The sequence below is a fragment of the bacterium genome (assembly GCA_035505375.1).
GTDB lineage: Bacteria > Hydrothermota > Tepidihabitantia > Tepidihabitantales > Tepidihabitantaceae > UBA2258.
Map to the genome: position 1 here is coordinate 65,878 of DATJQV010000081.1, position 19,724 is coordinate 85,601.

The following is a 19,724-nucleotide window of genomic DNA, read 5'->3' on the forward strand; positions in this document are numbered from 1 at the left end:
TCGCTGTCAGCCTGGCTACGACCTGTCCAAGATACTCGACGTTGCACGGCGCCCGTGCAGAAGGGCACGAGCATGAATAGCGATTCACTGAGTCCGAGCGTTCCCCGCATTCCTGGTCTCAGGGATTCCGTGTCCGGGGCCGCGTACAAGAAGGGCGATGTCATTGGCCAGAAGTATGAGGTCTATGGCATTCTGGGAGCAGGCGGATTCGGCATCGTCTTTCTGGTCTATTCCCACGAGACCAAGTATGTATACGCCCTGAAGACCTTCCGGGATGAATACCTCGCAGATTCTCATGCGAGAGAGCGGTTTCGCAAGGAGGCAAGTGTCTGGGTGGACCTGGAGCGACACCCGTATCTTGTGCGGGCCTCCTACGTGGAAGAAGTCGCCGGCAGGTTGTTTGTCGTCATGGAGCATATTGCTCCAGACGAGCACGGGCTGAATACACTCGAGGGCTATCTGCGACAAAGGCCACCTGACCTGGCCCAGAGCCTGCGCTGGGCAATCCAGTTCTGCTACGGAATGGAATACGCGTACTCAAAGGGCATCCGTTGTCATCGGGACATCAAGCCTGCTAATATCATGATAAGTCAGGACAAGACGGTGAAGATTACAGACTTCGGCCTGGCGGGGGTGCTCGGCCCGTCTCAGGCCGTCTCGGGAATCAGGTTGAACATCCAGCAGGGAACGGTCGGTCTGTCAGGCCAGACAATGGAAGGGACAGGCTTTGGCACACCGACCCACATGTCTCCGGAGCAGTTTACTGACGCTGCCTCCTGTGACGAGAGAAGCGACATCTACTCCTTCGGGGTTGTCCTGTTCCAGATGGCGAGCGGCGGCCGGCTTCCCTTCCTTACGCCTTTGCCCGAGGTGATAGGAGAATCGGAATCGGCCCGGTTCTGGAGGGAGATGCATCGCCTGCACACAAGAGCTCCCGTGCCAAAGCTCAACTCGCCGCTGTTTTCCATCATCCACCGCTGTATGGAGAAGGAACCCGGAAAGAGATACAGGGGCTTCGAGGAACTCCGCGGGGTCCTCGAACCATTGCTCCGACGTCTGACCGGAGAAGCCGTGAGACCGACCGAGTTGGGAACGCTAGAGGCTTGGGAGTGGAGCAACAAGGGTTTCAGCCTCGACAGCCTGGGCCGCCACGAAGAGGCGCTTCGCTGCTTTGACAAAGCCCTGGAACTTGACCCGCGGGACGCAGCAGTCTGGAACAACAAGGGAACCAGCCTCGGCAGTTTGGGCCGACACGAGGAGGCAATCCGCTGCTACGACAAGGCTCTGGAACTTGACCCGCAGCACACAAGCGCTTGGTACAACAAGGGAACCGTCTTCTCCGGCCTGCGCCGCCACGAAGAGGCAATTCGCTGCTACGACAAGGCCTTGGAACTTGACTCGCGTCTGGCGTCGGCTTGGGAAAACAAGGGTACCAGCATGGGCAGACTAGGCCGCCAAGAGGAGGCTATCCGCTGCTACGACAAGGCTCTGGAACTCGACCCGCGAGATGCAAAAGCATGGCGCAACAAGGGCAAGAGACTCGCCGACCTGAGTCGCTACGAAGAGGCGCTTATCTGCTTTGACAAGGCTCGGGAACTTGAGCCGCAGAACACGGAGGTCTGGTACGACAAGGGGTTCTGCCTCCACCACCTGAGTCGCTACAGTGAAGCAATCCGCTGCTTTGATAAGGCCTTGGAACTCGACCCGCGTCTGGTGTCGGCTTGGAACAACAAGGCTGTCAGCTTAAGCAGACTGGGCCGCCATGAGGAGCAGATTCGCTGCTACGACAAGGCCCTAGAACTCGACCCGCAGGATGCACTAACCTGGCACAACAAGGGCCGTGGCCTCGGCGGCCTGCGCCGCTACGAGGAGGCGATTCGCTGCATCGACAAGGCCCTAGAGCTTGACCCGCAGAAGGCTGCGGCCTGGTACGACAAGGGGTTCTGCCTCCACCACCTGAATCGCTACGGTGAGGCAATCCACTGCTTTGACGAGGCCTTGGAACTCGACCCGCGGGACGCAAGTACCTGGTACAACAAGGGTAGCGACCTCCATACTCTGGGCCGCTACGAGGAGGCGATTCGCTGCTTTGACAAGGCCTCGGAACTTGACCCGCGGAACGCAAGAACCTGGTACAACAAGGGCTGTTGCCTTGATGACCTAGGCAGGCCCGAGGAGGCCATAGGCTGCTTTGACAAAACCCTGGAACTTGACCCGCGGTACGGCATGGCATGGTACGCAAGGGCACTGGCACAGGAGAAACTTGGCCGAAGACAGGAGGCGGTTCAGTCGTACAGGCAGTTCATCGCGCTCGCCCCGGCCCAGCACGCGGAAGAAATCGCATACGCTCGGCAGCGTGTCCGCGAACTGGAAGCGAAGTAAGGCAATGGAAGGACTCTCAGCTGGCACCTCCCTGGCTTGGCAGATTGCAGCCTCGGAGGCTGCGGCGGCGAAGCATCACTACATCGAGAAGGAACACATGATGACTGGTGTTCTGAGCCTTGAGAAGGTGCTCGGCGGCGAGAGCACAGAAATCACGCCGGACGTACGGGAACTGCTGCAAGCAGAGTGCGACGGCGTTGAGGACGTGCTGCGGGCCTTCGAGCTTGACTCGACCCAACTGCGACGGCAGGTCAGGGAAGGGCTTGGCATGGGCAGCTTCAAGCGGACAGAGAAGGTGGTTCACCGAAGTGAGGATTGCAGGCGGGTCTTCGCGAGGGCAGAGCAGATGGCGCAGCCGGGCCAAGCTACCTGCCTTCATCTGCTGGCGGCCATACTGGAAGAGCCGGGTGATGTCATCAGCGGCGTCCTTGCAGAGGCCGGCGTGAAGCCGACAGACCTGCGGGCACGGACCTTGGCCAACCTGCAAGGACAGAATCAACCGCCAAGGACGCCAAGAGCGCCGAGGGGTGGTGTAGCAGGAGCGGACGAGAAAGAGCACGAGCCGGAGAGGGTGCAGGCGGGCGAGCAGAAGCAGGACTTGACCGCCACGCATTACCTTGACCGCTATGGCCGCGACCTTACGCAAGAGGCCAAGGAAGGGAAGCTCGGCCCGATCATCGGACGCAGGCGGGAACTACTCGAAGTAATCCAGACTCTTGCCCGCCGCACTAAGAACAACCCGGTGCTCGTGGGTGAGGCCGGGGTGGGTAAGACCGCAATCGTGGAAGCGCTGGCTATCCGAGTCGCAGAGGGCAAGGACTCGCAAGTCCTTGGCGGCAAGCGCATCATCGAGCTGAACGTCGGCTCTCTGGTGGCAGGGACCAAGTACCGGGGCGAGTTTGAGGAGAGGCTCACGCGCATCATCAAGGAAGCGCAGGCGCATCCGGAGGTGATTCTCTTCATCGATGAGCTGCACAATGTCGTGGGTGCGGGCAGGGCCGAGGGGAGCATAGACGCGGCCAATATCATGAAGCCGGCGCTGGCTCGGGGAAACCTGAGTTGTATCGGGGCCACGACCATCGCCGAATACCGCCGGTACATTCAGCCGGACTCGGCCCTGGAGCGACGGTTTGAGAAGATCATCGTGAATGAGCCGAGCGCGGATGAGACAATGGCGATACTCAGGGGCATGAGGCCGAAGTGGGAGGAGCACCACAAGGTACGGATTGCCGACAAGGCGCTTGAGGCGGCAGTGAACCTTTCCGTGCGCTTTGACCCAGACCATCAGTTGCCCGACAAGGCGATTGACCTCGTGGACAAGGCCGGGGCGCGAACACGGGTTCCCGTCCTTAGCATGATGCCGGGCAACGGAAGACGGAAGACGGATGACGGACGACGGGAGGCAGGCGGCGAGGTTACAGAGCTGACCGTGGCGCAGGTGTTGTCCGACAAGATTGGCGTGCCGCTGGAAGTCGTCACCGGCCATCTGGAAGGGATGGCGCAGTCCCGGCTGCTGGAACTCAACTCGTTCCTGAAGAAGCGGCTCATTGGTCAGGATGAGGCGGTGGAGCGCGTGTGCCGGCGGCTCCTCATGGCCCATGCCGGGCTGGCCCAAAGGCGCGGCCCGCTTGGGGTCTTCCTTTTCCTCGGACCCACCGGCGTGGGAAAGACGCAACTGGCGAAGCTGATGGCGGAGTTTCTCTTCGGCAGCGAGTCCGACATGATACGGCTCGACATGTCCGAGTACATGGAAGAGCACAGCGCTGCCAAGCTCATCGGGTCGCCGCCCGGCTATGTTGGTCATGAGGAGGAAGGGCAGTTGACCGGCAGGCTGCGGACGAAGCCCTATTCAGTTGTCCTGCTGGACGAGGTGGAGAAGGCTCACCCGAGGGTCTTTGACCTGTTCCTGCAGGTCTTCGATGAGGGCCGCGTCACCGATGCCAAGGGCAGAACCGCGGACGCAAGGAACGCCATCTTCGTCATGACCTCCAACATCCAGGCCGGCAAGCAGTTCAATGTCGGTTTCCAGGATAAGGCTGAATCAAGCGCAGCGATGCAGCATGAGGTCAAGGCGCGGTTCCGGGCCGAGTTCATCAATCGGGTTGACGAGCAGATTGTCTTTCGGCCGCTGAGCGAGGAGGACGCGAGGAGAATCCTGCGGCCGATGCTGGACGCGATTGCAGAGGAACTGCGCAAGCGGCACAACGTCACGCTGCACGTCAGCGAGGAAGCGGAGCTGGCACTCGCGCAGGCAGGCTTTAGCCCGGAGTACGGGGTCAGGGAGCTTCAGCGCACAGTGGAGCGGCTCGTCCAAGCCCCTTTGAGCGGGCTGATTCTGAGCGGCAGGCTGAAGGAACATGACGCCTGGCAGCTCGTGCGCGGCGAACAGGGGCTCGTGGTTGTGCCGGTCGTCCGAGAAGCGCACTAGCGGGACGGCAATGGTCCGCATCCGCGGCCGGGACAGTTGACAGTCGGGCGGGCCGGACTATCCTTCACCGCTGTTAGACTTCCTATGATTCTGCCGACCGTCAGGTTCTGATAAGGAGGCCATGTGTCTAAGACAAACCGCTTTGTTCCGGTCATTCTTCCTATCGCCTGTCTGCTCCTGTTCGCATCGAGTTGCAAGGCCAGTGCCACCAAAGACGTTGAGGGTCTGTGGCAGGGCACGCTCAAGGTGCCGAACGGCGAACTGCGGGTCGTGTTCCACATCAACAAGGCCGCCGACGGCAGGCTGAGCGCCAGCATGGACAGCCCGGACCAGGGCGCGACCGGTATTCCGGTCGATGAGTGCACGTTCACCAATGGAAAGCTGTCACTGACCGCGAAGGGCATCGGCGGCGCGTACGATGGGACCATGAAGAACGACAGCACTATCGATGGGATATGGTCACAATCAGGTGCGTCTTTGCCGCTCACACTCAAGCGGATTGAGAAGGTCGCTGAAGCAAGCCGGCCTCAGGAACCGAAGAAGCCGTACCCGTACAGAGAAGAGGAAGTCACGGTTGAGAACAAGACGGCGGGAATCACGCTCGCGGGAACGTTGACCGAGCCCGATTCCGGCGGCCCGTTTCCTGCGGTCGTGCTCATCACCGGTTCCGGACCCGAGAACCGCGACGAGGAGGTATTCGGTCACAAACCGTTCCTGGTTCTGGCCGACTATCTGACCCGGCAGGGAATCGCAGTGCTCCGCTGTGACGACCGGGGCGTGGGGAAATCCGGCGGAGACGAAAAGACTGCGACCACCTCCGACCTCGCCACCGACACGAGGGCTCAGTTCGAGTACCTAAAGACGCGCAAGGATATCGACCCGAAGCACGTCGGTCTCATCGGGCACAGCGAGGGCGGTCTGATAGCGCCGATAGTGGCGAACGAAGCCCCGGACGTGGCGTTCGTCGTGATGATGGCGGGCCCCGGATTGCCGGGCGACTCTATTCTCATGCTGCAGTCAGTAGCCGTGGCCAGGTCCGAGGGCGCGCCCGACTCGGCCCTGAAGCAGATAGCGACGGCTGAACGCGCCGTCCTCGACATCGTCAAGGCTGAAAAGGACACTGCCGCCGCTGCCGCGAAACTCCGCCCGTTGCTCAAGAAGCAGTCCTTGTCCGACCAGGCAATTGACGCACAGACTAAGGCCGTGCTCAGTCCGTGGTTCCGCTTCTTCGTCAGCTACGACCCGCGTCCGGCCCTCTCTCAACTTAGGCAGCCGGTGCTGGCGATTGACGGAGAGAAAGACGTACAGGTCGCGGCTGTGGAGAACCTCGCGGCAATCGAGACCGCGCTCAAGGCGGGCGGCAACAAGGACTTCGAAACCAAGGAACTGCCAGGTCTGAACCACCTGTTCCAGACGGCGAATACCGGGGCGGTGACCGAGTACGCGAAGATCGACGAGACCATCTCGCCCTCAGCGCTCCAGGTGATGGGCGACTGGATCCTCGCGCACGCGGGCACCAAGAAGTAGCCCATCCGGCACCGAAGCGGAGTCTTACCACAAAGACACCAAGACACCAAGGTCCAGGCAGTCGGATGCAGGCGACGCGATCCATGCTTGGCCGAGACTTGGAAGTCGTCGGGCGGTCCGAACGTACTGAGGCATTTGCTGCTGGGAGCTTCTTTGTGTCTTTGTGCCTTGGTGGTTAACTCCTGCCCCGACTCTGGCTCCGAAGCTCCGAAGCCGGATTGACTTGGCCGCACCAATCGGCTATTGTTGTCTGACGTGCTCCCACTAGCCATCCTGCTCCTGATTTCGGGCGTCGCACCGACCGATTCCGGCTACCTCACGGTCCGGTCGAACTCGGTCGGCATCGCGATTTACGTCGAGGGCGATTACGTCGGCCGGACACCGGTTGAGATGCACGCGCTGAAGCCGGGCAAGTACTCGGTCTCCATTGTGTCGGACGACAGCCTGGAGAACGTCTACTGGCATCTTCGCCAGGGGAACGTTGGCAAGATGCTCTCATCGGTCTGGACTCTGGCCGCCATTAACGCCGGGACGAGTTCGGTCGAAGTCGACTCCGGCAAGGTGACCGAGCTATCTATCGACTATGGAAAGGTCCTGAACGCGCCGACCGAAGCCAAATGGATTGCCTTCGGCTCGGTCGGCGGCCTGTTCATCGTCGGTGCAGCAGTCGGGTTCCTCATCCACTGGCTCGCCTTCCACTGATGCCTAGAAGAAGAGCTAAGAGAGAAGAGTGAAGAGAGAAAGCAAGACCGGGCTACACCCCTCTCAATTCATCATCCGCTCTTTCCCCAAGACCGCTGCCCTGTTTGTGCTCGTCGTGCTGCTGCTTGCGCCCGGTTTGCGAGCGTCGGGACATGCCCCGGAAAACGGGGGACAGTCCCTGGAAGTCGCACAGGGCCCTGCGAAGGGACAGTCCCCGTTTTCGAGTCGCCAATCGCCAGTCGCCGTTCGCGAGGCCGACTTCTACCGCAAGCTGGGCAATAACCTGGTCGCGTGCGACCTCTGCCCGCGCCGGTGTGTCATCGCCCCGGGCCAACGTGGATTCTGCCGCGCCCGGGAAAACCGCGACGGCAAGCTCTACTCGGTAGTCTACGGCCACCCCTGCTCACTCAACAAGGAGCCGATTGAGAAGGCTCCGTTCTTCCACTTCCTGCCCGGCAGCGAGCGTATTACGCTCGCCACCGCCGGCTGCAACCAGACGTGCAAGTACTGTCAGAACTGGGAGATCTCGCAAGCCCGCATGGAAGATCTGCAGAACTACAATCTTTCGCCCTCGGACGTCGTCGCCCTTGCGGTCGAAGAGAAAGTGCCGATTATCTGCTTCACCTACTCCGAGCCGACCGTGTTCTACGAGTACATGATAGACATCGCCCGCCTGGCCCGGGCCAAGGGCATCAGGACCGCGGTGGTGACCGGCGGCTACATCAACCCCGAGCCGCTCAAGCAGCTCTGCTCGCTGGTCGATGCTATCAAGATTGACCTGAAGGGCTTCACTCCCGAGTTCTACCAGAGCGTCTGCGGTTCGACACTCGAGCCAGTGCTCGAAGCGTGCAAGACTGTTGCGCAGACCCAGACTCATCTGGAGCTTGTGAACCTCGTGGTCCCGGCCCTGAATGACGACACGGCGACAATCAGGAAGATGTGCCGGTGGATCCGTGATAGCCTCGGCGACACGATCCCGGTCCATTTCACCCGGTTCTATCCCCAGTACCGACTCCAGAACTCGCCGGCCACGCCTATCGCCACACTCGAACGGACCATCGCCATCGCCAGGTCGGAAGGCCTCAAGTTCACCTACATCGGCAACGTGCCCGGCAACGCATCGGAGAACACCTATTGCCCCAAGTGCGGCAAGACTGTAATCCAGCGCAGCGGCTACACGATAGTAGATAACAAGCTGAAGGACGGCAACTGCCCGTTCTGCGGAACTCATATCCCCGGCGTATGGCAGTAAAGACAGCCATCGTCTACTCGGTGCCGCCCGAAAGGGCGCAGGAAGGGGTCGGCGCGATACTCGAAGCGTCCGAGTACTTCAAGCGTCTGCGGCCCAAGAAGCGGGTCGGCATCAAGGTCCACTTCGGCGAACACGGCAACCATAACCACCTGCGGCCGGAGTTCGTCCGCGCCGCGGCGGTTGCTGCCAGCTACTACAATCTGCAGCCCGTCGTCATCGAGACCACTGCCCTGTACCGAGGACGCCGCCAGGAGGCAACCGAGCACCTCAGGCTGGCCCGGGAGCATGGCTTCACGATCAAGAACGTTCTCGCCCCGCTGGAAATCCTCGACGGCCGGCACGGCGAGAAATCCTACCCGGTCCCGCTCGATTCCGCGCTCGTGCCCGTCGCCCGCCTGGCCCAGGGGCTCCGCCGCATCCGCTACGTCATCAACCTCGCCCACTTCAAGGGGCACATGGTGGCGGGCTTCGGTGGTGTATTCAAGAACCTCGCCATGGGCCTCGCCGCCAAGGCCGGCAAGCTTGAGATGCACTCGCAATCCAAGCCGTGGGTCGATTCGGACCGATGCGTCAGCTGCGGCGACTGCGTCGACTACTGCCCTAGTGACGCCATCAATTACGAACAATACGTGGCCCACGTCGGCCCTAATTGCACCGGCTGCGGTGGCTGCCTCGCCATCTGCAAGCAGAACGCGATCAGGTTCGACTGGGACGCCGGGTCGGAGATGGTCCAGCGCAAGATTGTCGAGTACGCCCAGGCAGTGATGCTCGACCGCGAACTCATCCACCTCAACTTCTGCCTGAACATCACCCGCAACTGCGACTGCAACACTCAGACCGAGAAACCGATAATGCCTGATGTCGGGCTGTTCGGCTCGCTCGACCCGATCGCCTGCGAACAGGCTGCCTGGGACCGAACCGGGCCGAAGCTCAAGACCATCTACCCCGAACTCCGGCCCGAGCTGCTCCTCGAAACCGCGGAGGCCCGTGGCCTCGGAACCCGCCGCTACCGTCTCGTCGAGCTATGACCCCGGATTCCCCTTCCCCCGTCCCAGTCGACAATCGACAATCGGCAATCGACAATCCCACTTCTCCGGCCTCAATCGACAATCGACAATCGAAAATCGAAAATCCCCCGTCCCCTGTCCTGGACGTCCGCCTCGACCTGTTTGAGGGCCCGGTCGAATTGCTGCTCTACCTTGTCCGAAAGAGCGAACTGGACGTGTCCGACGTACCGGTGGGCCGCCTGACTGACGACTTCCTCGGTGCGGTCCGCCAGGCCCGGAAACTGGACATGGAATCGGCCTCGGACTTCCTCATCATGGCCGCGGTCCTGCTCCGGATGAAGACCCGCGCCCTGCTCCCGCGCAGCCCGGAAGAGGACCTGACCACTCCTACCGTCAGCCTCGACCAGATCATGGACGAGTTCCGCCGCTACCAGCAGGTCGCCCGCATGCTTTCCGACAAGGAGTCGGAGCGCCGGCTGCTTTACCCGCGCGCCGGCGAGTCGCCTCGCGCCAAGCAGGCCGAAAGCGAGGACGTCGTTGCCCTCGCGGCCGCGCTGAAGCGGGTGCTGGCTAAACTCACCCCGGAACGCGTCGCCCAGATTGCGCCGCCCCGGGTCAGACTGGAAGACAAGATCGCCGACCTGCGTCGCCTCATGCGCGAACGCCGGTCGGCTGACTTCGAGGAAGTCGTGACCGGGACCACAATCGCCGAAGTCATCGTGCTGTTCATCGCCGTACTCGAGCTGGTCCGGCTGGGCGAGCTGCGCGTCCGCCAGCCGGACGAATTCGGCACGATCCGACTGGAGTTGCGGGAAGCGGACCCCGTTCCCAACGGATAGCGCCGCACTTTACTTGTCTTGGTTCCTGGTCTAGGATTGAGGGCCGCCAACTGACCAACCACCGCCAATGAAAGTCTTTACCATCGGCACCGACCACCGGACGAACTTCGATTTCGCCCGGCTGCTCGTGAAATATGGGATCGAGGTGCTGTTCGACGTCCGCCGCACCCCGGAGGCGCGCGAAGACTACTTCCGCCGCGACGGCCTGCAGGCGCTCGCTGCCGGCCAGGGCATCGACTACGTTTTCATGGGCAACGAACTGGGCGGGCCCCGGGACGCTGGCTTCACTCAATGGACCGCCGGCGACGAATTCAAGCGCGGCATCGACATCATCCGCAGCAAGGCCGCCAGGCGGGCCTGCTGCATCCTCTGCTCCGAGCGCACACCGGAGAACTGCCACCGCCTGGTCATCGCCGAGCACCTGGTGAAGCAGGGCATCGAGGTCGTGCACATTATCGATGAGACTTCGGTCTGGACTCCGCCGCCTCCTCGTCCGCCGCGCCCTACCCCCCGGCCCGACCTTCGCCCCTCTCAACCCGGTCGTGGCCGCTGGCGCCGTCCCGGCCCGCGCCGATGAGTTCCTCTTCCGCGTCCGCCAATCTAGAATCTACAATCTCCAATCTAAAATCCTCGGTTGGCGCCGTCATCCTTGCCCATAACTACCAGAATCCGGAGATATACGACGTGGCCGACTTCATCGGCGACTCCCTGGAACTCGCCCGCCAGGCACGCGCGGCGAGCGCCCGGCTGATTGTCTTCTGCGGGGTCCGGTTCATGGCCGAAACGGCAAAGCTGGTCAACCCGGAAACCCCGGTCGTCCTCGCCGCTCCGGACGCGGGCTGCCAGATGGCGGACATGATAACGGCCGATGCCCTGCGCGCGAGAAAGAACCAACTGGGCGATGTCACCACGGTTGCCTACGTCAATACCCCGGCCGACGTCAAGGCCGAATCCGACATTTGCTGCACCTCGGCCAACGCCATCGCGGTCGTGAATTCGCTGCCCCGAGACAAGCGCATCCTCTTTGTGCCCGACCGCAACCTCGCCGCCTACGTCGCCCGCGAGACCGGCCGTCCGTTGCTGGATCCCGGTTCGCCAAGCGCCATTCGCCAATCGCCATTCGCCATTGTTCCATGGGAGGGCTTCTGCTACGTCCATGCGTCTTTCCGGGCGTCCGACGTGGCGCGCGCCCGCCGTGAGCACCCCGATGCATTCATCGTCGTCCACCCGGAATGCCCGCTCGAGGTAATTGACGCCGCGGACGCGGCCGCTTCGACCTCCGGCATGGTCCGACTGGCGCGGGAACACCGTGAAATCGTGCTCGGGACCGAGGCCGGGATGTGCGACCGCATCCGCCGCGACCTCCCGGACGTGAGATGCTGGCCGCTGCGCCGGACCGCGCTCTGCCGGAACATGAAGCTCACCCGGCTTGAAGACGTCCGGGCCGCGCTGGAAGGCGGGAGGGCCGAGACGACCTTGCCCGACGACATTGCCGCCCGCGCGCGTCAAGCCATTGATCGGATGATGGCGGTGTAGCCCTCGCCCCTTGCCGTTCTTGACTCTCAAGGACAAGCGACCTACAGTCTCACCATGCTCTCCTTACTGATCGTGCCTCTCCTGCTGACCGGCGGTTTTGAGCTCGGGGGCCGGGTCGGCGTCCTGTTCCCGGCGTCCGGACTCGAAACCAACCACGGCGATGCCGCGCTATTCGGGGTCGATTTCGGCTACCGGACCGGCCCGAATGTCTTCACGCTGGAATACCGCTACTCCGGGCTGCATGCGAAGGAGGCCAGCCCGTATCGGCTCGACATCAACGAACCTGCGATCGGCTACGGCCGCGATTTCTCGCTGGGCCGGGCCGGCGCGACATCGGATTGGGGACTCGAAGGGTCGGTGGCAGCCGGTTTCGGCCTGCTCAGTCGCACGCTGGGCTCGGCTCGGGAGACCGGCGCGGCGCCCTCCGGCCATCTCGACGTCGGCGTCTTTCAGCGCCAGGGACACAGCCGTCTTTCGCTCACGCTGGACAATATCGTTTTCTCCGAGTCACAATCGGCCGGGAGCAGTCGCACCGTCTCACTCACCTACCTCATCGCGCTCAAGGGAGGAGTGGCCTATGTCTTCTGATGCCCCGGGCCGAACCGGTCGGGTCGCTCTCGCGGCCGCCGTCGCATTGATAGTCCTGGCCGGATGCAACGACATGACCCTCCTGCGGGCGAAGTCCGACTACTTCCCGCTGATATCAGGCAGTCGCTGGACCTACGACGTCGCCGGCAACGCGGCGGTCGATTCGGTCGCCGGCGACAGCGCGATTGACGACCGGGCCTGCATCGTTGTGCTGCGCGACTACTCACCGGAGTACTGGACAAAGGCAGCGACCGAGGCAAGGAAACTCACCCGCCTCACCGTGATCCGCGAAGGCCAAGAATACACGATCGAGGAACGGTACGGTCTCGTCTACGAACTCCCGTTCGTCCTCGGCGCAACCTGGAGTGAATCGTTCTGCGACACTGTCGTGCTCATGGGCACGGACACGGTAAAACTGAACGACAGCCTGGCGGGCCGGGTCGCGGCCATCGACAGCGTGGCGACGCCGGCGGGGACGTTCATTCAGTGCTACCGCGTCGACACCTACCGCGACATCAAGACCGTCGAACCTTCAGACACCACTGACTCCCTGCTTGTCTACTCCGAATGGCTGGCTCCGGGCGTCGGCCTGGTGAAACGGGTAACCGGCACGGAGACCAGGGTGCTCACCGCCTACGAGCCCGGTTCTTAGCCGGTATGGCCGACGGTAAGTCGATGACGGCGCGCCGTGACTGGGTGCCGGTAGCGCAAACCTGGGTACGCGACCCGGAAGACAAAGAGCCCTGGCGCCGACTCGCGAGCATGCCGGCGCTGGCGCTCAACGTTGTCGAACAGGAATTGATCGGCCCGGCCGCGGGCCGGACCACCTGCGTGCTCGGCGCCGGCGACGGCACGGCGCCTCTGGCGCTGGGGGCAATAGGCGCCCGGGTCACCGTCGTCGACCCAAGCCGGAGCCTGCTCGACATGGTGATGATCCGGGCACGCATCATCGGTGTCGAACTGGATTTCGTCCAGACCGATTTCTGCGACCTGTCGGCCATCCACGATACGTCCTTTGACTTCGCGTACGCAGCCCAGGCGACACGCCAGATCGAAGACCTGGACCGGTTCTATGCCGAGGTCCACCGCATCCTCTGCCCCGGCGGCCGCTTCATCGTCAATGAGTACCATCCGGTGCGCCGCGTCTGGAAGCAGGAACCCGGCAACCCGCAAGTCGAGTGTTCTTACTTTGACCGACGCCGTCCTCGGGAGGAGGGAGACCTGTTCCCCGACCCGAACGATCCCGGCGCAAGCCTTGGCCGGTTCGACTTCAGTTGGACCGTATCGGACCACTTCGGCGCTCTCGTTGCCGCCGGGTTCCGCGTCACGGCACTAGAGGAGGTCGGCGACACCCGCCAGAAATGGGAGATCCCGAACCTCAAAGGGCTGCCTGAGCAGCTCGTACTCGCCGCTGACCGACCCGCGTCCTGACCGATACGCAGTTTCAATTGCGCGACTTCGTAGCCTTCCAGACCACTGCCGCGAAGCCCGAGTAATCGGGTTCGAGTTCCGCTCCTCGGGTCGTCCGTTCCACTGGGCCCTGCGGCCGTGCATGAGTCGCGGAAGGCCAGTTATTGACAGCGCCCGAGACGGTGTATAATTGTACGGCTGCTGTCTGCTTCACAGCTCGGGTTTCGCCCAAAGGAGGACCCGTGAACGTCCGTCCCGCCCGTGGTCCGTACAACCGAAGCGCCCTTGCCCACAACCGGGCCGCGTGCCCCATGGCCGTGCTGTTGGCCATTTGCTGCTGTCTGTCGGCGGCCAGCGGACAATCCGTGGAAACCACCATCTACCTACCCGGAATGGTAAACCCGGGGTGCCTGGCGTACGACTCGGCCAACAACACCATCTATGTCGGCGGCGATGGCACCTGTGTGCTCGCGATTGATGGGGCTACGAACCAGAAGATTGCCTGGATCCCAGCCGGGTCGAATGTGGGGGCCATCTGCTACAACCCGACGAACAACAGGGTCTACTGCGCGAACTGCTGGGACTCCACGGTGACGGTGATAGACGGCGCGACCAACGGGGTCATCGCCACCGTGATAACAGGCAGCAACCCTCTTGCCCTCTGTTACAACCCGGCCAACAACAAGATCTACTGCGCGAACAACGGGAGCAACAACGTGACCGTGATTGACGGCGCGACCAACGGTGTCGTCGCGACCGTGCCCGCAGGCAACACGCCTTGGGCTATCTGCTACAATCCTCAGAACAACAGAGTCTACTGCGCGAACTCCGATTTCCTTGGCAACGTTACAGTAATTGACGGCGCGACTAATGGGGTCGTCGCGACCGTGGCCACAGGCAGCTTTCCTCAGGCCCTCTGTTACAACCCGACCAACAACAGGGTCTACAGCGCGAACATGGGGAGCGACAACGTGACCGTGATTGACGGGGCGACCAACGGCGTTATCGCTACCGTGGCCTCAGGCCGTTTCCCAGGGGCATTCTGCTACAACCCGACCAACAACAAGGTCTACTGCGTGAATAGGGGAGGCGTAAGCGTGACCGTGATTGACGGCGCGACCGACAGCGTCATCGCGACCACGGGCGCAGGCAGCGGACCGAACGCCCTCTGCTACGACGCGACCAACAACAATGTCTACTGCGCGAACTTGGGCGACACCACTGTGACCGTGATTGACGGTGTGACTAACGGGGTCATCGCGACCGTGGCCGCAGGCAACGGACCGTACGCCCTCTGCTACAACCCAACCAACTACAAGGTCTACAGCGCGAATCGGTACGGCAACAACGTGACCGTGATTGACGGGGCGACCAACGGCGTTATCACGACCGTGGCCGCAGGCCGCTTCCCTCGGGCACTCTGCTACAACCCGACCGACAATAGGGTCTACTGCGCGAACGATAGCAGCGCCAACGTGACCGTGATTGACGGCGCTGCCGACAGCATCATCACCACCGTTACTGCAGGTAGCAACCCTCATGCCCTCTGCCATAACCCGGCCAACAACAAGGTCTACTCCGCGAACAAGGGCAGCAGCAACGTGACCGTGATTGACGGCGCGACCAACGCGGTCATCGCCACCGTGATAACAGGTAGCAACCCTCTTGCCCTCTGTTACAACTCGGCCAACGACAAGGTCTACTGCGCGAACGAGGGCAGCGACAACGTGACCGTGATTGACGGTGCGACGAACGGGGTCATTGTCACAGTGACTGCAGGTAGCAACCCTCTTGCCCTCTGCTACAATCCGGCCAACAACAAGGTCTACTGCGCGAACGAGGGCAGCGGCGGCGTGACCGTGATTGACGGCGCGACCAACGGGGTCATTGCCAACGTGATGACAGGTAGCAACCCTCTTGCCCTCTGCTACAACCCGACCGACAACAAGGTCTACTGCGCGAACGGTGGCAGCGGCAACGTAGCCGTGATTGACGGCGCGGCCAACACGGTCATCGCGACCGTGGCCGCAGGCACTAACCCTTGCGCTCTCGGCTACAATCCGACCAACAACAAGGTATACTGCGCCAACGATAGTAGTGGCAACGTGACCGTGATAGACGGCGCGACAAATGCGGTCGTCGCCACCGTGATAACAGGTAGCAACCCTCTTGCTCTCTGCTACAACCCGACCATCAACAAGGTCTACTGCGCGAACGGTGGCAGCAACGGCGTGACCGTGATAGACGGCGCGACCGACGGCGTTGGCGTGACCATCGGGGTCGGCGGGTACCCGATTGATCTAGCCTGGAACCCGGCCCAGAGCCGGATGTATGTCGCGAACTACTATGGCTCCACCATCTCAGTCTTGCGCAATTCGCACCCGGGAATCGAGGAGAGCCCCAAGCCGCAGGTCGCATGCTCCAAGCCGTTGCCGACCGTCATCCGCGGCGTGCTGCTCCTGCCGAAAGCCACAAGCCGCAAGCCGCACGCTGCAAGCTTGCTCGACATCAGCGGCAGGAAGGTGATGGACCTGCGGCCGGGCCCGAATGATGTGCGGGCGCTGGCGCCGGGCGTGTACTTCGTGAGGACAGCCCAAACCCAGACTCAAGTCCAAGCCCAAGCCATCCGCAAGGTCGTCCTGACGCGCTAGCAGACAAGGCTCGAATCGCCGCAGTAGACCCTTCTAAATGGGGACGCTACCCATTTTCCGTTCATCTGTAGCTAAGTTATTAAAACACGACGCTTTAAGCCGCAATATTGGCTGAAAAGATCACGTCGGGAATCGCCCTGGGGACCGTTCCGGGAACGGTTCGGGGGGTGGTTCGGAACGTGACTCTCAAGGGAACCTGGATGGCGATTCTCGGCCCGGTTTGCGGGGTCACGTACGCCGCGGTTCGCACTCCGATTCCGGAGCTGATTCTCAGGAGCGGTTCCAGGGCGACCTGAACGGTGATTCGCCGTTTGAGTCTCACCGCAACTGCCGCGGCGATTCCGACGGCGGTCTGCGGAGTGGTTTGGACCGCGGTTTCCGTCGCGACTCCCAGCATGACTTCAGAGCTCACGAGGCACATTGGTTCTGTCTCCCGCAAGGACACAAAGGGGTCGGGGACGGAAATCGACTCTCTCCGCTCGGTGCGCTTGGTGTCGTTCTGGTTCAAAATCGGATTCAGTGAAACCGGCTGCGGTTTGACTTCTTCACGGCCCTGTCATATCATTAAAATACCGGAGCAGCCGAAGTCGTGGCTGCCCCGAAGTCTCATAAGCAGATATCATTGCCCGGAGGCAAACAAATGCGTCAGAGAGTACTTTTCGTCGTAGTCGCCGCGGTAGCGATGACTTTCGCATGGCCGGACTACAATCGCCCGGTCGTCAGGAGCAAGGACATCGCCGACCATGTGGCCGGCCAGGTTATCATCCAGCTCAGCCAGTCCCAGCGTGGCCTGGTCAGACTGACCAAGTCCGCCGGCGTCGCGCTCTTCGGCATCCCGGCGCTCGATGAATTGAGCCGCAAGTGGCACGTCGATGATGCCGAGCCGCTGTTGGTAAGTCTCCACCCGACCGACATCCAGCGGAAATACGGCCTCGACCTTCAGTACATTGTCCAGTTCGGCGCCAACCAGGATATCGCACCGGTGATGGCGGACTACAAAGCTCTGGCCGAGGTCGAGCTTGCCTGTCCGAACAACGTCAGGCATTTCTGTGACGCTCCCAATGACCCGAACTACGCGAGCCAGTGGCACCTGCAGAAGATCGGTGCGCCATGGGCCTGGACCATCGCCAAAGGCGAAACGACCGTGCTGAACGCGCCGCTCGACAACGGCGTCGATCTCGACCACCCGGACATCAAAGCCAACCTCTGGATCAACGATTCCGAAGACATCAACCACAACCACCAGTTCGACACCCTCTGGTCCCCGGACGGCGACCTTGACGGCGTTGACCAGGATGCCGACAACTTCTTCGACGATGTGGTCGGGTACGACTTCATGGGCGGCGACCCGATACCGCAGTGCGATTCCGGCGACGACCACGGCACCCACTGCTGGGGCATTTCCAATGCCGTGACCAACAACGGTATCGGTGTGGCCGGCGCCGCCTGGAACAGCCGCACGATCGCCGTGCGCTGCGGCCACGGCACCGGCGTCTACACGGCCCCCGTCATCCAGGCCTTGAGCTACCTGACGCAACACAACATCTGGGCCGTATCGATGAGCTTCGGAGACACAGGGGCCGGGGCCTATAATGCGGCGGAGTCAGTCGCCTGTCAGGCTGCCTGGGACGCCGGCGCGGTCCTGTTCGGTGCCGCGGGCAACGACTACGCACGCGTAAAGGGCTACCCGGCCTGCTATCCGCACGTCGAGAACGTGGCGGCGTCCGACCAGTCCGACAAGAAGACGGACTTCTCCAACTATGGCCCGTGGGTTGACATCACGGCCCCGGGCCTGAACATCTATTCGACCGTGCCCAGACTCGAGGGCAGCTACGCCCTGATGAGCGGCACGTCCATGGCCACGCCGCTCGTCGCCGGCGTCGCCTCCTGGATGAAGTCATGGAACCCGTCTCTGACCAACCAGCAGGCACTGGACATGATGCACGTCGCCTGCGACACGATGCCGGACTCGCTCTTCCGCGCCGGCGAGCTCGGGGCCGGCCGCGTGAGTATGGCCAACCTCGTCCTGCCGATCTACTGGTGCGACCTGAAGCTCACATCGTGGCGGTTCAACGATGCCTCGGGCAACAACAACGGCCGGCCGGACCCGGGCGAGACCGTTTCGCTCATCGTCACCTACCACAATACCACCGGCTACCGTACCGCCACCGGCGTTTTCGCCACACTCGCCTGTTCCGATACCAACGTCAAGATCACCAGGGACACGGCCCGGTTCGTTGATATCCCCGGCGGCGACAGCGCCAACTGCTCGACCGATTCCTTTGTCATTACCGTGCCGGCCTCGGTTCCTCCGCAGAAACTCGGCTTCTACGTGACCGCGCACGCCACCCCGAACCCGACCTATCCTCTGACTATTTTCACCGTCAAGTGCGGCGAGCCGCACGTGCTCATCGTCGACGACGACAAGGGCGCAGGCTACCAGTCGTACTACACTGGCGCCTGCGACTCCAACTTCGTGCTCTACGACACCTTTTCGGTCCTGAATTCGGGCTCGCCCACGGCCGAAACGCTGAAGCACTATCCGGTCGTGGTCTGGTTCTGCGGTAACGATTCGACCAGCACCCTCACGTCAACCGACGAGGCAAACCTGAAGAGCTATCTGGACAACGGCGGCAACCTGCTCCTCGCCGGCCAGAACATCGCGCAGGACGTCGCCGGCGACTCCTTCCTCACCAACTACCTCCATGCCCAATTCGTGACTCCCGCGACCGGCCAGGTCTACGTGATCGGCAAAGCGGGTGACCCGATTACCAGCCACGGCCCGAGCGCTCAGGACACAATGGTGCTCGGCGGAGGCGGCGGAGCGAACAACTCCACGTCGGCCGACGGCATCCGGCCGCTCGGCGGAGCCGTCGGTTGCGGCACCTACAAGGGCTACTCGGACACAACGGTTCAAGCCGTCATCCGCTACTCCGGTTCGTACAAGGTGGTCCTCTTCTCCTGCGCGTTCGAAGCGATAGACCACCAGGTGTCGCGCTACCTGCAGAAATGGACTCTCATGCGGCGGATACTCCTCTACTTCGGTGAGGGAATCCCGCCGGCCGTAGCGCAGCAAACACGGCAACCCGAGGTCAAGCCTTATGTTCTGAAGGTCAGCCCGAGCCCAACGCGCGGCAGGGCAACGGTCGAGTTCATCGCGCCGATCTCGGGTCTGATCGAGCTCAAGACCTTCGCGACCAACGGGCGACTGGTCCAAAGCCAGACTCGTAATGCCACCATGGGCCAGCGCCTGAGCTTCACGCTCGACGGCGCGAAGCTGCCAACCGGCACGTACCTTGTTCAGGTGAAGACGCCGGCCGGTCTCTACGCCCAGAAGATCGCGGTGCTGAAGTAACCGAGAACGGACAATACTGCGAGGGGCGGCCTTCCGGCCGCCCCTCA

The 19,724-nt window shown here is 62.3% G+C and carries 15 protein-coding genes; 14 read left to right on the forward strand and 1 reads right to left on the reverse strand.

Annotation, left to right across the window (positions count from 1 at the left end; genetic code table 11):
• Positions 1 to 72 precede the first annotated feature (72 nt).
• The 13 genes from VMH22_13320 to VMH22_13380 all read left to right on the forward strand — a co-directional run bounded on the left by VMH22_13320 (position 73) and on the right by VMH22_13380 (position 16,322).
• Positions 73 to 2,382: a tetratricopeptide repeat protein gene (locus VMH22_13320; protein ID HTW92668.1), complete on the forward strand. Its 2,310-nt coding sequence runs from the start codon at positions 73 to 75 to the stop codon at positions 2,380 to 2,382.
• 97 nt (positions 2,383 to 2,479) lie between these two features.
• On the forward strand, positions 2,480 to 4,810 hold the full coding sequence (locus tag VMH22_13325; GenBank protein ID HTW92669.1) for an ATP-dependent Clp protease ATP-binding subunit: 2,331 nt from the start codon (positions 2,480 to 2,482) through the stop codon (positions 4,808 to 4,810).
• Between the two features lie 123 nt (positions 4,811 to 4,933).
• On the forward strand, positions 4,934 to 6,337 hold the full coding sequence (locus VMH22_13330; GenBank protein HTW92670.1) for an alpha/beta fold hydrolase: 1,404 nt from the start codon (positions 4,934 to 4,936) through the stop codon (positions 6,335 to 6,337).
• A gap of 255 nt (positions 6,338 to 6,592) precedes the next feature.
• Positions 6,593 to 7,039: a PEGA domain-containing protein gene (locus VMH22_13335; protein HTW92671.1), complete on the forward strand. Its 447-nt coding sequence runs from the start codon at positions 6,593 to 6,595 to the stop codon at positions 7,037 to 7,039.
• A 28-nt stretch (positions 7,040 to 7,067) separates the two neighbouring features.
• Entirely contained in the window at positions 7,068 to 8,291 is a 1,224-nt protein-coding gene (gene amrS, locus VMH22_13340; protein HTW92672.1) for an AmmeMemoRadiSam system radical SAM enzyme, read from the forward strand.
• Positions 8,282 to 9,319, forward strand: coding sequence for a DUF362 domain-containing protein (locus VMH22_13345; GenBank protein ID HTW92673.1), 1,038 nt, complete (start codon positions 8,282 to 8,284; stop codon positions 9,317 to 9,319). Before amrS ends, VMH22_13345 begins: the two co-directional genes overlap by 10 nt.
• Positions 9,320 to 9,477: 158 nt before the next feature.
• Positions 9,478 to 10,137 (forward strand): segregation/condensation protein A, encoded by a 660-nt coding sequence (locus tag VMH22_13350; GenBank protein HTW92674.1) that lies wholly within the window; start codon positions 9,478 to 9,480, stop codon positions 10,135 to 10,137.
• 67 nt (positions 10,138 to 10,204) lie between these two features.
• Positions 10,205 to 10,714, forward strand: coding sequence for a DUF488 domain-containing protein (locus VMH22_13355; GenBank protein HTW92675.1), 510 nt, complete (start codon positions 10,205 to 10,207; stop codon positions 10,712 to 10,714).
• The gene (nadA, locus tag VMH22_13360) at positions 10,711 to 11,673 is read left to right on the forward strand and encodes a quinolinate synthase NadA (GenBank protein HTW92676.1); all 963 of its coding nucleotides are present in this window, start codon (positions 10,711 to 10,713) and stop codon (positions 11,671 to 11,673) included. The genes VMH22_13355 and nadA overlap by 4 nt, the downstream gene beginning before the upstream one ends.
• A 54-nt stretch (positions 11,674 to 11,727) precedes the next feature.
• Positions 11,728 to 12,261 (forward strand): hypothetical protein, encoded by a 534-nt coding sequence (locus VMH22_13365; protein HTW92677.1) that lies wholly within the window; start codon positions 11,728 to 11,730, stop codon positions 12,259 to 12,261.
• Positions 12,251 to 12,913, forward strand: a complete 663-nt coding sequence (locus tag VMH22_13370) for a hypothetical protein (protein HTW92678.1) — start codon at positions 12,251 to 12,253, stop codon at positions 12,911 to 12,913. The genes VMH22_13365 and VMH22_13370 overlap by 11 nt, the downstream gene beginning before the upstream one ends.
• Before the next feature lie 5 nt (positions 12,914 to 12,918).
• The gene (locus VMH22_13375; protein HTW92679.1) at positions 12,919 to 13,692 is read left to right on the forward strand and encodes a class I SAM-dependent methyltransferase; all 774 of its coding nucleotides are present in this window, start codon (positions 12,919 to 12,921) and stop codon (positions 13,690 to 13,692) included.
• Between the two features lie 221 nt (positions 13,693 to 13,913).
• Positions 13,914 to 16,322, forward strand: a complete 2,409-nt coding sequence (locus tag VMH22_13380; protein HTW92680.1) for a YncE family protein — start codon at positions 13,914 to 13,916, stop codon at positions 16,320 to 16,322.
• A 94-nt stretch (positions 16,323 to 16,416) separates the two neighbouring features.
• Here VMH22_13380 and VMH22_13385 read toward each other — a convergent pair whose 3' ends face one another.
• Complete coding sequence (locus tag VMH22_13385; GenBank protein ID HTW92681.1) at positions 16,417 to 16,734, reverse strand: hypothetical protein; 318 nt, start codon at positions 16,732 to 16,734, stop codon at positions 16,417 to 16,419.
• A gap of 228 nt (positions 16,735 to 16,962) precedes the next feature.
• Here VMH22_13385 and VMH22_13390 point away from each other — a divergent pair, with 228 nt between their 5' ends.
• Positions 16,963 to 19,677 (forward strand): S8 family serine peptidase, encoded by a 2,715-nt coding sequence (locus VMH22_13390; protein HTW92682.1) that lies wholly within the window; start codon positions 16,963 to 16,965, stop codon positions 19,675 to 19,677.
• Positions 19,678 to 19,724 lie beyond the last annotated feature (47 nt).

Coding starts and splice junctions, on each gene's coding strand:
- VMH22_13320 (HTW92668.1), top strand. CDS start 73: ATGAATAGCGATTCACTGAGTCCGAGCGTTCCCCGCATTCCTGGTCTC.
- VMH22_13325 (HTW92669.1), top strand. CDS start 2,480: ATGATGACTGGTGTTCTGAGCCTTGAGAAGGTGCTCGGCGGCGAGAGC.
- VMH22_13345 (HTW92673.1), top strand. CDS start 8,282: ATGGCAGTAAAGACAGCCATCGTCTACTCGGTGCCGCCCGAAAGGGCG.
- VMH22_13355 (HTW92675.1), top strand. CDS start 10,205: ATGAAAGTCTTTACCATCGGCACCGACCACCGGACGAACTTCGATTTC.
- nadA (HTW92676.1), top strand. CDS start 10,711: ATGAGTTCCTCTTCCGCGTCCGCCAATCTAGAATCTACAATCTCCAAT.
- VMH22_13365 (HTW92677.1), top strand. CDS start 11,728: ATGCTCTCCTTACTGATCGTGCCTCTCCTGCTGACCGGCGGTTTTGAG.
- VMH22_13370 (HTW92678.1), top strand. CDS start 12,251: ATGTCTTCTGATGCCCCGGGCCGAACCGGTCGGGTCGCTCTCGCGGCC.
- VMH22_13375 (HTW92679.1), top strand. CDS start 12,919: ATGGCCGACGGTAAGTCGATGACGGCGCGCCGTGACTGGGTGCCGGTA.
- VMH22_13390 (HTW92682.1), top strand. CDS start 16,963: ATGCGTCAGAGAGTACTTTTCGTCGTAGTCGCCGCGGTAGCGATGACT.